Origin of the sequence: Kitasatospora sp. NPDC049258, assembly GCF_040678895.1 — a bacterium.
Classification (GTDB): domain Bacteria; phylum Actinomycetota; class Actinomycetes; order Streptomycetales; family Streptomycetaceae; genus Kitasatospora.
Window position 1 is genome coordinate 63,529 of the sequence record NZ_JBFAQT010000004.1, and the last position, 15,200, is coordinate 78,728.

Below are 15,200 nucleotides of genomic sequence, written 5' to 3' on the forward strand. Positions count from 1 at the left end.
CCGCCACCTCCTCCGAGGTGACGGGGGTCTTGCGTGCTCCCGACCGTCAGTGGCCGAGCGCCCGGGCGCCGGCCGCGCGGTCGGCCTCCTGGGCCTTCAGCGCGCGCTCGATGCCCGCCCGGGATTCGACCACCTGGCGGCGCAGGGCCGGCGCCGGGTCGGCCGAGGCCAGCCAGGCGTCGGTGGCGTCCAGGGTGGCCTGCTCGACCTGGTAGGACGGGTACAGACCGACGATGATCTGCTGCGAGATCTCGTGGCTGCGGGTCTCGTAGATCCCCTTGACCGCCGCGAAGTACCGGGCGGTGTACGGGGCGAGCAGCCCACGCTGGTCGGACTGCTGGAAGCCGCCGATGACGGCCTCCTGGACGTAGTTGGTGAGCTCGTCCGACTCCACCACCGAGGCCCAGGCCTCGGCCTTGGCCGCGGCGGTCGGGCGGGCGGCCCGGCAGCTGGCGGCGTGCTCCTGCCCGGCGGCGGTGTTGTCACGGGCCAGCTCGGCCTCGACGGCCTTGTCGTCCGCGCGGCCGGTGGCCACCAGGCGGCCGAGCAGGGTCCAGCGCAGCTCGGTGTCGACGGCCAGGCCGTCCACCGTGGCGGAGCCGTCCAGCAGCGCGGCGAGCAGCGCGAGCTGCTCGTCGGAGCGGGCGGCGGAGGCCAGCGTCCGGGCCCAGGCCAGCTGGTGGTCGCTGCCGGGGGCGGCGGCGCGCAGCTGCTCCTCGGCGGCGGCGGCCCAGCGGGCCAGGCCCTGCTCGCGCCAGGCCGGGTCGGCGTAGGCGTCCAGTGCCACCTTGACCTGGCGCTGCACCGACTGGACCACGCCGATGTCGGACTCCCGGCCGAGGCCGGACAGCGCCAGCGCCAGGTAGTCGCGGGCGGCCAGCTCGCCGTCGCGGGTCATGTCCCAGGCCGAGGCCCAGCACAGCGCGCGCGGCAGCGAGTCGGTGAAGCCGCCCAGGTGCTCGGTCACCGCGGCCAGCGAGCCCTCGTCCAGGCGGACCTTGGCGTAGGAGAGGTCGTCGTCGTTGAGCAGCAGCACGGTGGGCTTGCGGCGGCCGACCAGCTGCGGCACCTCGGTGCGCGCGCCGTCGACGTCCAGCTCGATCCGGTCGGTGCGCACCAGCGTGCCGTCCTGCAGCTCGTACGCGCCGATCGCGATCCGGTGCGGGCGCAGCACCGCCTCGCCCTTGGCGCCGGCGGGCAGCGCCGGGGCCTCCTGGAGCACGGCGAAGGAGGTGATGGTGCCGTCCTCGGCCAGCTCCAGCTCCGGGCGCAGGATGTTGATGCCGGCCGTCTCCAGCCACGCCTTGGACCAGGTCTTGAGGTCGCGGCCGCTGGCCTTCTCCAGCGCGCCGAGCAGGTCGCCGAGGCGGGTGTTGCCCCAGGCGTGCTGCTTGAAGTAGGCGCGGACGCCCTCGAAGAAGGCGTCCTGGCCGACGTAGGCCACCAGCTGCTTGAGCACCGAGGCGCCCTTGGCGTAGGTGATGCCGTCGAAGTTGACCTGGACGTCCTCCAGGTCGTTGATCTCCGCCATGATCGGGTGGGTGGAGGGCAGCTGGTCCTGCCGGTACGCCCAGGTCTTCATCTGGTTGGCGAAGGTGGTCCAGGAGCCGGGCCAGCGGGAGCCGGGGGCCTCGGCCTGGCAGACCGCCTCGGCGAAGGTCGCGAACGACTCGTTCAGCCAGAGGTCGTTCCACCACTCCATGGTGACCAGGTCGCCGAACCACATGTGGGCCAGCTCGTGCAGGATGGTGGCGGCCCGGGCCTCGTACGAGGCGTCGGTGACCTTGGAGCGGAACACGTACTGGTCGCGCAGGGTGACCGCGCCCGCGTTCTCCATCGCGCCGGCGTTGAACTCCGGCACGAAGAGCTGGTCGTACTTGGCGAACGGGTAGGCGAAGTCGAACTTCTCCTGGAAGTAGTCGAAGCCCTGCCGGGTGACCTCGAAGATCGCGTCCGCGTCCAGGAACTCGCGCAGCGAGGGGCGGCAGTAGACGCCGAGCGGCACCCGCTGGTCGCCCTTGACGTACTCGTCGAACACGCCGACGTACGGGCCGGCCACCAGCGCGGTGATGTAGGTGGAGATCCGCGGGGTGGGCTCGAAGGCCCAGACCTGGGTCTCGCCCTCGCCGGTCGGGGTCGGGGTGGGGGAGTTGGAGACCACGACCCAGCCGCGCGGGGCGGTCACGGTGAAGGTGAAGGTGGCCTTCAGGTCGGGCTGCTCGAAGCTGGCGAAGACCCGGCGGGCGTCCGGCACCTCGAACTGGGTGTAGAGGTAGGTCTCGCCGTCCACCGGGTCGACGAAGCGGTGCAGGCCCTCGCCGGTGTTGGTGTACGCGCAGTCGGCGACCACCCGGAGCTCGTTCTCGGCCGCCAGGCCCGGCAGGGCGATCCGGCTGTCGGCGAAGTTGGCCAGGTCCAGCGGCCGGCCGTTGAGCACGATCTCGGACACGCCGGGCGCGACCAGGTCGATGAAGCTGTCGGCGCCCGGCGTCGTGGCGGAGAACCGGACCACGGTGGTGGACCGGAACGTGCCTCCCGCCCGGGCGGTGCCCAGGTCGAGATCGATCTCGTACGCGTCCACGTGCAGGAGCTGGGCCCGGGTGCGGGCCTCCTCACGGGTCAAGTTGGTGCCAGGCACTCGCAGGACTCCTTTGTCAGGCTCGGATGCACAGGCATCCTCCCATGCCCGGTCCGGCGTGGACCTGCGTATATCGGGGGTGGCCGAGGGCCCCGGCGCAGGTTTCAGAACGGTCCCGGTTGGCGCTTGACCCGGCGGAGGGCGGCGGCTGAGCCTAGAGTTCAGAAGTTGAAGCTGAACAGTTGGTTGAGGGATCAACACCGTCAGGTGACGATCACCGAGGCCACCGGAGCTCCGCCGCAAAGGCGCGGCAGGGGCGGGGACGGTCGAGTCCCCGTGCCCTGGGAGGGTGAATCATGTCGATGGACACACCGGGATCGCAGTCCTCGTTGCACCGGGCCAATCTCGAACGGGTGCTGCGCGCGGTGCGGATGGCCGGCTCGCTCACCCAGGCCGAGATCGCCCGGGGCACCGGGCTGTCGGCCGCCACGGTGTCCAACATCGTCCGGGAGCTCAAGGAGAGCGGCACCGTCGTGGTCGCCGACACCTCCTCGGGCGGGCGCCGGGCGCGCAGCGTCTCGCTCAGCGGCGACGCCGGGATCGTGGTCGGCGTGGACTTCGGCCACACCCACCTGCGGGTCGCGGTGGGCAACCTGGCGCACCGGGTGCTCGCCGAGGAGAGCGAGCCGATCGACGTCGACGTCTCGGCCCAGCAGGGCTTCGACCGGGCGGAGGCGCTGGTCGAGCGGCTGCTGGCGCAGGCCGGCTTCCGCCCGGACAAGGTGATCGGCGTCGGCCTCGGCGTGCCCGGGCCGATCGACCTGGAGACCGGGGCGCTGGGCTCCACCGCGATCCTGCCCGGCTGGACCGGCATCGCCCCCGGCAAGGAGCTCTCCCAGCGCCTCGGCATGGAGGTGTACGTCGACAACGACGCCAACCTCGGCGCGCTGGGCGAGCTGGTCTGGGGCGCCGGGCGCGGCCTGAGCGACCTGGCGTACATCAAGGTGGCCAGCGGTGTCGGGTCCGGGCTGGTGATAAACGGTCAGATCTACCGCGGCCCGGGCGGCACCGCCGGCGAGATCGGCCACATCACCCTGGACGAGGCCGGGCCGGTCTGCCGCTGCGGCAACCGCGGCTGCCTGGAGACCTTCGTCGGCTCCCGCTACCTGCTCAACCTCTTGAACGCCAACCACCCCGGTGAGCTGACCCTGACCAAGGTGGTGCAGCTGGCCCAGCAGGGTGATCTGGGCTGCCGCCGGGTGATCGCGGACGCGGGCCGGCAGATCGGGATGGGCGTGGCGACCCTGTGCAACCTGCTCAACCCGCGCCGGATCATCCTCGGTGGCGACCTGGCGGAAGCCGGTGAGCTGGTGCTTTCCCCGATCCGGGACTCGGTTGCCCGGTATGCGATCCCCAGTGCCGCCCGGCAGCTCTCGGTGGTTCCGGGCACCCTCGGTGGCCGCGCCGAGGTGCTGGGCGCGCTGGCGCTGGTGATGAGCGAGATGGGCGAATCGGGCGCAATCCGGCACACCGGCGTCACCGCGGCCGCCCAGGCCTGACCCGGCGACAGAGGCGGCGCCGGGGCCTGCGCCACCTGCATGGTCTCGGCTTCGCCTTCAGGAAGATAACGAAAGGGTTCGAATTTTCGGTCTTCCGGTTTTACTTATTGACGACAAGCGGACGATCCGGGTTGACTCCCTTCCACCTCGCCGCAACGTTGCGGCTCTGTCAGGGAGGCACCCCCACCATGAACGCAATGATGCGTCGCGCTGTCATCGGTACCGCCGCGGTTTCGATGGCCCTCTCCATGGCCGCCTGCGGCAAGGCCGGCAGTGACAAGAAGGACAGCGCCGCGTCCGGCGACACCAAGTCGATCGGCCTGCTGCTCCCCGAGAACGCCTCGTCGACCCGCTACGAGTCCTTCGACAAGCCCTTCATCGAGGCCAAGGTCAAGGCCCTCTGCGCCGACTGCAACGTCAAGTACAGCAACGCCGAGGGTTCCGCCGCGAAGCAGAAGCAGCAGTTCGACACGCTGATCGCGCAGGGTGTCAAGGTCATCATCCTGGACGCGTTCGACGCCAAGTCGACCCAGTCCTGGGTCAAGGAGGCGGCCGACAAGGGCGTCAAGGTCATCGCGTACGACCGCCTGGCCACCGGCCCGGTCTCCGCCTACGTCTCGTTCGACAACGAGAAGGTCGGCGAGCTCCAGGGCCAGGCCCTGGTCGACGCCCTGGGTGCCAAGGCCGCCGACGCCAACATCGTCATGATCAACGGTGACGACGCCGACCCGAACGCCGGCAAGTTCAAGTCGGGTGCCCACAAGGTCCTCGACGGCAAGGTCAAGAAGGTCGTCTACGAGCAGTCCGGTGAGTGGAAGCCCACCGTCGCGGGCCAGAAGGTCGGCGCCGCCATCACCCAGCTCGGCAAGGACGGCTTCCAGGCCGTCTACTCCGCCAACGACGGCATGGCCGCCGCGATCATCACCCAGCTCAAGGGCGCGGGCATCACCGTCCCGGTCGGCGGTCAGGACGCCGGCCTCGACGCGATCCAGCGTCTGGTCTCCGGCGACCAGGCCTACACCATCTACAAGGCCTACAAGCCGCTCGCCGACTCGGCCGCCGAGCTCGCCGTCGACCTGCTGCAGGGCAAGGACATCAAGTCCGTCGCCTCCTCCACCATCGACAGCGACACCGACAAGGCCATCCCGGCCAAGCTGCTGGAGCCGAAGGTCGTCACCAAGGCGAACATCCAGGACACCGTGATCGCCGACGGCCTGTACAAGGCCGCCGACATCTGCACCGGCGACTACGCCGCCGCCTGCGCCACGGCCGGCCTGAAGTAACCCCACCAGCGGGCGACGCTCCCCTCCGGGAGGGCGTCGCCCGCCCTGGCGCGGCGTGCGGACTTCCCGCCTTCCACCGGTGAAGGCGGTCCGCCGCGCCCCCAAACCTTTTCGCACTACCCCTTCGCGCCCGGGTCGGCGCGCGGTGGCCGTGCCCTGCCCACCAGAGCAGGCGGCGCGGGAATGAAGGAGATGGTTCACGTGACAGGCGCACCCGTACTGGCGTTGCGCGGGGTCTCCAAGCGCTTCGGTGCCGTCCAGGCGCTGACCGACGTCCACCTGGAGGTGCACGCCGGTGAGGTGGTCGCCCTGGTGGGCGACAACGGCGCCGGCAAGTCGACGCTGGTGAAGACCATCGCCGGCGTCCACCCGATCGACGAGGGTGCCATCGAGTGGGAGGGCGCGCAGGTCGGCATCAACCGGCCGCACGACGCCCAGGCACTCGGCGTCGCCACCGTCTACCAGGACTTGGCGCTCTGCGACAACCTCGACGTGGTCGGCAACCTCTTCCTCGGCCGCGAGCTGAAGCGCTTCGGCACGCTGGACGAGGTCGCCATGGAGAAGCGCGCCAAGGAGCTGCTCGACACCCTGTCGATCCGCATCCCGAGCGTGCGGATCCCGATCGCCGCGCTCTCCGGCGGTCAGCGCCAGGTGGTCGCGATCGCCCGCGCCCTGGTGGGCGACCCGAAGATCGTCATCCTGGACGAGCCGACCGCCGCACTCGGCGTCGAGCAGACCGCCCAGGTGCTCGACCTGGTCGAGCGGCTGCGCGACCGCGGCCTCGGGGTGATCCTGATCAGCCACAACATGGCCGACGTCAAGGCCGTCGCGGACACCGTCGCGGTGCTCCGCCTGGGCCGCAACAACGGCGTCTTCGAGGTGGCCACCACCTCGCACGAGGAGATCATCTCCGCCATCACCGGCGCCACCGAGAACGCCGTGACCCGGCGTCAGGCACGTCTCGCGGAGGACGCGAAGTGACCACCAACCAGACCACCACCGACACGCCGCCGGCCGCGATCGACCCCCGGCTGCTGGTCCGCGAGGCGGGCTTCGCGGGCTACGTCGAGGAGTTCAAGCGGAAGATGAAGAGCGGCGACCTGGGCTCCGTCCCGGTCGTCCTCGGCCTGATCCTGATCGCCGCCATCTTCCAGACCGTGTCGGGCGACTTCCTGAACGCGGACAACCTCACCAACATCACCAAGTGGATCGCCGGCCCCGGCCTGATCGCGGTCGGCATCGTCTTCGTGCTGCTGCTCGGTGAGATCGACCTGTCGCTCGGCTCGGTGGCCGGCGTGTCGGCCGCGATCGCCTCGGTGCTCTCGGTGCGCTCCGGCATCAACGAGTGGCTGGCCGTCCTGATCGCGATGGCGGTCGGCATCGGCATGGGCGCGCTGCACGGCTTCTTCTTCGCCAAGATCGGCGTCCCGGCCTTCGTGGTCACCCTGGCCGGCATGCTGGCCTGGATGGGCCTGCAGAACTCGGTGCTCGGCGACAAGGGCACCGTCAACCTGCTCAACGACGGTGTGATCGCCAAGCTGGACACCTACTTCCTCGGTGACGGCGACGTCTTCTTCACCTGGGCCTTCGCCCTCCTGGGCATCGTGCTGTTCGGCGCCGGCCAGCTGATCGACAGCCGCCGCCGCGCCGCCGCCGGCCTGTCCGCCCGCCCGATGAGCGAGATCGCCCTGCGCACCGGCGTGATCGCCGTGATCGGCCTGGTCGCGGCGTACATGCTGAACCAGGACCGCGGCCTGCCGCTGCCCCTGGTGGTGTTCTTCGGCATCGTCGTCATCACCGACTTCGTGCTGCGCCGCACCTCCTACGGCCGGCAGATCTTCGCGGTCGGCGGTGGCGTCGAGGCCGCCCGCCGGGCCGGCATCAACGTCGCCTGGGTCCGGATCTCGGTCTTCATGATCTCGGCCGGCATGGCGGCCCTGGGCGGCCTGTTCATCGCCTCCCAGCAGGGCTCGGCGGACAAGCTGCTCGGTGGCGGCAGCGTGCTGATGAACTCGATCGCCGCGGCGGTCATCGGCGGCACCAGCCTGTTCGGCGGCCGCGGCAAGACCTGGTCGGCGCTGCTCGGCATCCTGGTGATCCAGTCGATCATCACCGGCCTGGACCTGGTGCACGTCAACCAGGCCATCCAGTACATGATCACCGGCGCGGTCCTGCTCGGCGCGGTCGTGCTGGACTCGGTCTCCCGCCGCACCCAGAAGTCCTCCGGCCGGGGCTGACCCCCGCGTACGGTGTGAGGCTCGGCACCCGAACCGATCGGGTGCCGGGCCTCGTCGTGTTCATCGGTGCTGATAGGACTGTGCGGACGGACCGGAAGGCCGCCGAGGCAGTGGCGGTGTGACAGTACGACAACCGCCGTGCCGCGTGGCGTCCGGCAGGCGGACATTAGACTCGACCGGTCAAGGGTGTGCCGGTCCGCGCCGATGCACCCCGCACCCACGGGCGACGGCGCCCATCGGGCCCGCCCTGGGTCCGGGAACTGTGAACGAGGAGGAACGGGTGGCCCTGCTGACCCGCATTAGGGGACCGCGCGATCTCGACCGGCTCACCCCGGCGCAGCTGGCCGACCTGGCCGAGGAGATCCGCGGCTTCCTGGTCGAGGAGGTCTCCAAGACCGGTGGCCACCTCGGGCCGAACCTCGGCGTGGTCGAGCTGACCATCGCGCTGCACCGGGTCTTCGACTCGCCGCGCGACCGCATCCTCTTCGACACCGGCCACCAGAGCTACGTGCACAAGCTGCTCACCGGCCGCCAGGACTTCTCCCGGCTGAAGATGAAGGGCGGCCTGTCCGGCTACCCGTCCCGGGCCGAGTCCGAGCACGACGTGATCGAGAACTCGCACGCCTCCACCGTGCTCGGCTACGCCGACGGCCTGGCCAAGGCCAACAAGATCCAGGGCCACCGCGACCGTCCCGTGGTCGCCGTGATCGGCGACGGCGCGCTCACCGGCGGCATGGCCTGGGAGGCGCTCAACAACATCGCCGACGCCAAGGACCTGCCGGTCGTCATCGTCGTCAACGACAACGAGCGCTCCTACTCGCCGACCATCGGCGGCCTGGCCAACCACCTCGCCACCCTGCGCACCACCCAGGGCTACGAGCGCTTCCTGTCCTGGGGCAAGGACGCGCTGCAGCGCACCCCGGTGGTCGGCCAGCAGCTGTTCGAGACCCTGCACGGCGCCAAGAAGGGCCTCAAGGACTTCATCGCCCCGCAGGGCATGTTCGAGGACCTCGGCCTCAAGTACATCGGCCCGATCGACGGCCACGACCTCACCGCACTGGAGTCCGCGCTCACCAAGGCGCGCGGCTTCGGCGGCCCGGTGATCGTGCACTGCCTCACCGAGAAGGGCCGCGGCTACCACGCCGCGGAGAACAACGACGAGGACCGCTTCCACGCGGTCGGTGTGATCCACCCGGAGACCGGCCTGCCGATCAAGACCTCGGGCAAGGACTGGACCTCGGTGTTCGGCGAGGAGATGGTCGCCCTCGGCCGCGAGCGCCGGGACATCGTCGCGATCACCGCGGCGATGCTGCACCCGGTGGGCCTGGCCCCGTTCGCCAAGGCCTTCCCGAACCGGATCTTCGACGTCGGCATCGCCGAGCAGCACGCCGCGGTCTCCGCCGCGGGCCTGGCCACCAACGGCCTGCACCCGGTGGTGGCGGTCTACGCGACCTTCCTCAACCGGGCCTTCGACCAGGTCCTGATGGACGTCGCCCTGCACAAGCTGGGCGTCACCTTCGTGCTGGACCGCGCCGGCGTCACCGGCACCGACGGCGCCTCGCACAACGGCATGTGGGACATGTCGATCCTGCAGGTCGTCCCCGGCCTGCGGCTGGCCGCCCCGCGCGACGCCGACCAGGTCCGCGCCCAGCTGCGCGAGGCCGTCGAGGTCGACGACGCGCCGACCGTGGTCCGCTACTCCAAGGGCACGGTCGGCCCCGCCGTGCCGGCCGTCGGCAAGGTCGGCGGGATGGACGTGCTGCGCGAGAACCCCGCGCGCGAGGACGGCGACCGGCGGGCCGACGTGCTGATCGTCTCCGTCGGCGCGATGGCCCCGGTCTGCCTGGAGACGGCCGAACTGCTGGCCGCCGAGGGCATCACCGCCACCGTGGTCGACCCGCGCTGGGTCAAGCCGGTCGACCCGGCGCTGCCGGGCCTCGCCGCCGAGCACCGGGTGGTCGTCACGGTCGAGGACAACGGCCGGGCCGGCGGCGTCGGCTCGGCGATCGCCCAGACGCTCCGCGACGCCGGCGTGGACCTGCCGCTGCGCGACTTCGGCATCCCGCAGGAGTTCCTGGACCACGCCAGCCGCGGCGAGATCATGGCCGAGATCGGCCTGACCGCCCCGGACATCGCCCGCCAGGTCAGCGCGCTGGTCTCGCGGCTCGGCGCCCGGGCCGTCCAGGCCTGACCCCGGCCGGGAGCCCTCGCCCGACGGCCCCGGGAGCGGCACCGCCCGTTCCCGGGGCCGTCGTGCGCCGGCCCCGACCCCAGCCCGCGCCCCGACCCCAGCCCGCGCGCCGACCCCAGCCCGCGCGCCGTCCTCCGCGATCGGACTATTGTCGTACCGATGCCGGGACCGGCAGCGTCATCGCAGAAACCGCCCGGTAGGTTGTCACCTGTGCCCCTCAACACCAGCCGCCTCGCCGCCCTGACCGCACGCGTGCCCGAGCGCGTCCGGACGGGGTACTGGACCAGGCTGGTCCCGGTGCTCGCGCTGCTCGCGGTGGTCACCCACATCCCGTCCTTCCTGCGGCCGGTGTGGAGCCCGGACGAGGGCTACCTCGCCACCCAGGCCCGGATGCTGGCCGACGGCGGCGTGCTCTACGACACCGTGGTGGACCGCAAGCCCCCGCTGCTGCCCTGGCTCTACGAGGCCTGCTTCGCGGTCTTCGGATCGGCCTCGCTGTGGCCGCTGCGCACCCTGGCGATCGTCGCCCACCTGCTCACCGCGGTGCTGCTGGCCTCGCTGGCCCGCGGCCGCTGGGGCAACCGGGCCGGCGCCGGAGCGGGCCTGCTCTACCTGCTGCTCTCCATCGGGCTCTCCCCGGAGGACACCCAGGCGGCGACCTTCGAGGTCTTCATGCTGCCCGCCATGGTCGCCGCCTTCCGGTACGCCGAGCGGCGGCGCTGGCTCGCCGCCGGGATCGCCGTGGCGCTCTGCTCGCTGACCAAGCAGACCGGCGGCGCCGTGATGCTGCCGGTGCTGTGGATGCTGTTCCAGGACGCCCGGCACCGCGGGGTGCGCTGGCAGCCGGCCCTGTTCAAGATCGGCTTCGGCTTCGCGCTGCCGATAGCGCTGGTCGCCGCGATCCTGACCAAGCCCAAGGGCTTCCTGTTCTGGGTGGTCACCGGCAGCGGGGACTACGCCACCCTGGGCTCCAACTGGCTCCAGATGCTCGGCCGCGCGCTCGGCAACTCCGGCATCCTGCTGGCGGCCGGCCTCGGCTTCCTGGCCCCGGTCGGCTACCGGCTCTGGCGGCGCCGGCGGCGCGGGCTGCCGGCGGCCGCCGCGGCCGAGGAGCACGGCTCCACCAGCGACCTGTGGATCTGGCTGCTCTCCTCGGCGGTCGCGGTCAGCGTCGGCTTCCACTTCTTCGGCCACTACTACCTCCAGCTGATGCCGCCGCTGGTGATGCTGGGGGTCGGCGCCGTCTCCACCTCGGCCGTCTGCTGGCGCCCGGTGATGGCGTACTCGGCCGTGGCCGCGACCTTCTTCTGGGGGCTGGCGGTCTTCTGGCCCGGCCAGCGGCTCGTCCAGACCACCGAGGTGGCCACCGCGGTGGCGGCCCAGACCACGCCCAAGGACACCGTGCTGGTCTGGGGCATGCACCCCGAGCTGTACTGGCTGGCGGATCGCCGCCCCGCCTCCCGCTACCTGACGGCCGGCTTCCTGACCAACTTCAGCGGCGGCAAGGACGGCCAGCAGGTCGGCGAGCAGTACAGCGTCTCCGAGGCCTGGCAGACCTTCGACGCCGAGCTCCAGGCCAAGGGGCTGCCCGAGGTGGTGGTGGACGACTCCGGCACCGCCCCGTACAACCCCGAGCTGGTGCCCCGGATCGAGAGCCTCCTGGAGTCCCACTACGAGGTGGTGGGCATGACCGGCGACACCGTCATCTACCGCCTCAAGCGCTGACCCCCACCACGGACTCCCGCCCGGCGGCATCCACCTCCCGCCCGGCGGCATCCATCTCCCGCCCGGCGGCAGCCGCAACGCAGAACGGCGGAGCAGCCCCCGCCGGGGCCACTCCGCCGTCCTTCAGGCCGTGGTTCAGACCGGGATCGAAGCCAGACCCGGGGCCAGGAACCGCTTGCCGTTGACCCGCTCCGAGACGCCCTCACGGTCCAGGTACGGGGTGATCCCGCCCAGGTGGAAGGGCCAGCCGGCGCCGGTGATCATGCACAGGTCGATGTCCTGCGCCTCGCCGACGACGCCCTCGTCCAGCATCAGGCCGATCTCCTGCGCGACGGCCTCCAGGGCCCGGGCGAGGACCTGCTCCTCGGTCAGCGCGGTGTCGCCGAACGACAGCAGCGCCAGCACCTCGGGGTCCAGCACCTGCTGGCCGTCCTGCCAGACGTAGAAGCCGCGCTTGCCGGCCTTGACCAGCTTGCCGAGGTTCTCGGAGACGGTGAACCGCTCCGGGAAGGCCGCGGCCAGGGTCTCCGACACGTGCAGGGCGATGGCCGGGCCGACCAGCTCCAGCAGCACGATCGGGGACATCGGCAGGCCGAGCGGCAGCACGGCCTTCTCCACCGTCTCGATCGGGGTGCCCTCGTCGATGGCGCCCTGGATCGCGTCCATGAAGCGCAGCAGGATCCGGTTCACCACGAACGCCGGGGCGTCCTTGGTCAGCACGGCCGTCTTCTTCAGCTTCCGGGCGACCCCGAACGCGGTGGCCAGCGAGGCGTCGTCGGTCTTCTCGGCGCGGACGATCTCCAGCAGCGGGAGGATCGCGACCGGGTTGAAGAAGTGGAAGCCGACGACCCGCTCCGGGTGCTCCAGCTTCGAGGCCATCTCGGTGACCGACAGCGAGGAGGTGTTGGTGGCCAGGATGGTGGTCGGCGAGACCACCGCCTCCAGCTCGGCCAGCACGTTCTGCTTGACGCCCATCTCCTCGAACACGGCCTCGATCACGAAGTCCGCGTCCCCGAAGGCGACCGCCTTGTCCAGGTGACCGGAGACCAGGCCCTTGAGCTTGTTGGCCTTGTCCTGGCCGATCCGGCCCTTCGCCAGCAGCTTGTCGACCTCGGCGTGGACGTAGCCCACGCCCTTGTCGATCCGCTCCTGGTCGATGTCGGTCAGGACGACCGGCACCTCCATCCGGCGGGCGAAGAGCAGCGCCAGCTGCGAGGCCATCAGGCCCGCGCCGACCACGCCGACCTTGGAGACCGGGCGGGCCAGCGACTTGTCCGGGGCACCGAACGGGCGCTTGGCCCGGCGCTGCACCAGGTTGAAGGCGTAGATGCCGCTGCGCAGCTCGCCGCTCATGATGAGGTCGGCCAGGGCCGCGTCCTCGGCGTCGAAGCCCGCCTGCAGGTCCTGGTCCTTGACCTGGGCGATGATGTCCAGCGCCTTGTAGGCGGCCGGCGCGGCGCCGTGCACCTTGGCGTCGGCGACCAGGCGGCCCCAGGCGACGGCGTCGTCCCAGGCCTTGCCGCGGTCGATCTCCTCGCGCTCCACCACGGTGGCGCCGGTGAGCACGGCGGCGGCCCAGTTCAGCGACTGCTCCAGGAAGTCGGCCGGCTCGAAGATCGCGTCCGCGATGCCGAGCTCGAACACCTCCTGGCCCTTGAGCTGCTTGTTCTGGCTCATCGAGTTCTCGATGATGACCTTGACGGCCTTCGCCGGGCCGATCAGGTTCGGCAGGATGGTGCAGCCGCCCCAGCCGGGGACGAGGCCCAGGAAGACCTCGGGCAGCGAGAACGCCGGGACGCCCGAGCTGATGGTGCGGTAGGTGGCGTGCAGGCCGACCTCGACACCGCCGCCCATCGCCGCGCCGTTGTAGAAGGCGAAGCTGGGGACGGGCAGCGCGGCGATCCGCTTGAAGACGTCGTGGCCGCCCTTGCCGATGGCCAGCGCGTCGCTGTGCTCCTTGAGCACCTCGACACCCTTGAGGTCGGCGCCGACCGCGAAGATGAACGGCTTGCCGGTGATCGCGACGGCGACGATGTCAGCGGCGGCGGCCTCGGCCTCGACCTGGTCCAGCGCCTCGGACAGCTTGGCCAGCGAGCCCGGGCCGAAGGTGGTCGGCTTGGTGTGGTCGAAGCCGTTGTCCAGGGTGATCAGCGCCAGCTTGCCGGCCGCGAGCGGCAGGTCCAGGTGGCGTACGTGCGCGGTGGTGACGACCTCGCCGGGGAACAGCTCGGCGGCGCGCTTCAGCAGCTCAGTGGTGCTCATGGTCACTTACCACCCTCGAAGTGCGGGTTCTCCCAGATGATGGTGCCGCCCATGCCGAACCCGATGCACATGGTGGTCAGGCCGTAGCGGACGTCCGGGCGCTGCTCGAAGCGGCGGGCCAGCTGGTTCATCAGGCGCACGCCCGAGGAGGCCAGCGGGTGGCCGAAGGCGATCGCGCCGCCGAACGGGTTGACCCGCTCGTCGTCGTCGGCGATCCCGTAGTGGTCCAGGAAGGACAGCACCTGGACCGCGAAGGCCTCGTTGACCTCGAAGGCCTGGATGTCGTCGATCGTCAGGCCGGCCTTGGCCAGCGCCTTCTCGGTCGCCGGCACGGGGCCGATGCCCATCACCTCGGGCTCGACGCCCGCGAAGGCGTACGAGACCATGCGCATCTTGACCGGGAGGCCGAGCTCCTCGGCGACGTCCTCGGCGGCCAGCAGCGAGGCGGTGGCGCCGTCGTTCAGACCGGCCGAGTTGCCCGCGGTGATGTTGCCGTGCGGGCGGAACGGGGTCTTCAGGTTCGCCAGCGACTCCATGGTGGTGCCCGGGCGCATCGGCTCGTCCGTGGTCGCCAGGCCCCAGCCGGTCTCGCCGACCTCGGGGTTGGTGTTGCGGATCGCGATCGGCACCAGGTCGGGCTGGATGTCGCCGTTGGCGTACGCCTTGGCGGCCTTCTCCTGGGAGCGCACCGCGTAGGCGTCGCAGCGCTCCTTGGTGAGGTGCGGGAAGCGGTCGTGCAGGTTCTCGGCGGTCATGCCCATGAACAGGGCGGACTCGTCGACCAGCTTCTCCGAGACGAAGCGCGGGTTCGGGTCCACGCCCTCGCCCATCGGGTGCCGGCCCATGTGCTCGACGCCACCGGCGACCACGATGTCGTAGGCGCCGAAGGCGATGCCGCCCGCGGTCGCGGTGACGGCGGTCAGCGCGCCGGCGCACATCCGGTCGATGGAGTAGCCCGGGACGGACTTCGGCAGGCCGGCCAGCAGCGCGGCGGTGCGGCCGATGGTCAGACCCTGGTCGCCGATCTGCGTGGTGGCCGCGACGGCGACCTCGTCGATGCGCTCGACGGGCAGGTTCGGGTTGCGGCGCACGAGCTCCCGGATGCACTTGACGACCAGGTCGTCGGCGCGGGTCTCGTGGTAGATGCCCTTCGGGCCGGCCTTGCCGAACGGGGTGCGGACGCCGTCAACGAAGACGACGTCCCTCGCGGTACGAGGCACGGGGGCTCTCCTCCCAGGGGGACATGACGTTAAACGCAGACCTCGGCTCACGGGTGGAGCAGCGCTGCTTCACGGCCATGCTACCCGCCGGTAACTAGGTTGCCCATAGCTCACCACCGGATCTGCCCGTGTGTCCCCCGACACG

General features: G+C 71.1%; 9 protein-coding genes. 6 read left to right on the forward strand and 3 right to left on the reverse strand.

Annotated features, from left to right (window positions below; all coding sequences use genetic code 11):
• Nucleotides 1-46 precede the first annotated feature (46 nt).
• Nucleotides 47-2,638, reverse strand: coding sequence for an aminopeptidase N (gene pepN, locus AB0K43_RS05085; RefSeq protein ID WP_363635896.1), 2,592 nt, complete (start codon nucleotides 2,636-2,638; stop codon nucleotides 47-49).
• Between the two features lie 302 nt (nucleotides 2,639-2,940).
• Between pepN and AB0K43_RS05090 the strand changes: the two genes are divergently transcribed.
• The 6 genes from AB0K43_RS05090 (at nucleotide 2,941) to AB0K43_RS05115 (ending at nucleotide 11,573) form a co-directional block, all read left to right on the forward strand.
• Nucleotides 2,941-4,137, forward strand: a complete 1,197-nt coding sequence (locus tag AB0K43_RS05090) for an ROK family transcriptional regulator (protein WP_363635898.1) — start codon at nucleotides 2,941-2,943, stop codon at nucleotides 4,135-4,137.
• A 188-nt stretch (nucleotides 4,138-4,325) separates the two neighbouring features.
• Complete coding sequence (locus AB0K43_RS05095; protein WP_363635900.1) at nucleotides 4,326-5,420, forward strand: substrate-binding domain-containing protein; 1,095 nt, start codon at nucleotides 4,326-4,328, stop codon at nucleotides 5,418-5,420.
• Between the two features lie 192 nt (nucleotides 5,421-5,612).
• Nucleotides 5,613-6,401, forward strand: a complete 789-nt coding sequence (locus AB0K43_RS05100; RefSeq protein ID WP_363635902.1) for an ATP-binding cassette domain-containing protein — start codon at nucleotides 5,613-5,615, stop codon at nucleotides 6,399-6,401.
• Complete coding sequence (locus AB0K43_RS05105; protein ID WP_363635904.1) at nucleotides 6,398-7,657, forward strand: sugar ABC transporter permease; 1,260 nt, start codon at nucleotides 6,398-6,400, stop codon at nucleotides 7,655-7,657. Before AB0K43_RS05100 ends, AB0K43_RS05105 begins: the two co-directional genes overlap by 4 nt.
• A 280-nt stretch (nucleotides 7,658-7,937) precedes the next feature.
• Complete coding sequence (gene dxs / locus AB0K43_RS05110; RefSeq protein WP_363635906.1) at nucleotides 7,938-9,848, forward strand: 1-deoxy-D-xylulose-5-phosphate synthase; 1,911 nt, start codon at nucleotides 7,938-7,940, stop codon at nucleotides 9,846-9,848.
• A gap of 210 nt (nucleotides 9,849-10,058) precedes the next feature.
• Nucleotides 10,059-11,573, forward strand: a complete 1,515-nt coding sequence (locus AB0K43_RS05115; protein ID WP_363635908.1) for a glycosyltransferase family 39 protein — start codon at nucleotides 10,059-10,061, stop codon at nucleotides 11,571-11,573.
• Nucleotides 11,574-11,708: 135 nt separating this feature from the next.
• On the opposite strand, the gene AB0K43_RS05120 is transcribed toward AB0K43_RS05115, so the two are convergent.
• Both AB0K43_RS05120 and AB0K43_RS05125 read right to left on the reverse strand, forming a co-directional pair.
• Nucleotides 11,709-13,835, reverse strand: coding sequence for a 3-hydroxyacyl-CoA dehydrogenase NAD-binding domain-containing protein (locus AB0K43_RS05120; RefSeq protein WP_363635910.1), 2,127 nt, complete (start codon nucleotides 13,833-13,835; stop codon nucleotides 11,709-11,711).
• Between the two features lie 2 nt (nucleotides 13,836-13,837).
• On the reverse strand, nucleotides 13,838-15,055 hold the full coding sequence (locus AB0K43_RS05125) for an acetyl-CoA C-acyltransferase (RefSeq protein WP_363635912.1): 1,218 nt from the start codon (nucleotides 15,053-15,055) through the stop codon (nucleotides 13,838-13,840).
• Between the last annotated feature and the right edge of the window lie 145 nt (nucleotides 15,056-15,200).